At 36.9% G+C, this 244-nt stretch carries 1 pseudogene; it reads right to left on the reverse strand.

Annotated features, from left to right (window positions below):
• Positions 1–244, reverse strand: a pseudogene (locus tag IGI58_RS18250) (chromosome segregation protein SMC); the annotation flags it as partial.

Here is a 244-nt window from a genome sequence, read left to right on the forward strand (position 1 = left end):
TAAATCAATTCTCCATCTGTAACAGATAGCCCAGCTAGTGGTAAGTCGGCTTTATTGAGCAACTCAGTTTTCATTTGCCGTAAGTCGTTAATTTGAGCAGTTAACTTTTCATATTGCTCACGGTAATCTGCTGCATCTTCTTCTGCTTTTTCCTTATCGAGATTGATTCTGACTTTACGATTGATTTCATCAATCTCAGCTATATTCTTTTGTAGCTCTTCTGTAGATTCGTCTTGAATATCAG

The organism is Enterococcus sp. AZ020, from assembly GCF_050499205.1.
Lineage (GTDB): Bacteria > Bacillota > Bacilli > Lactobacillales > Enterococcaceae > Enterococcus_L > Enterococcus_L dunnyi.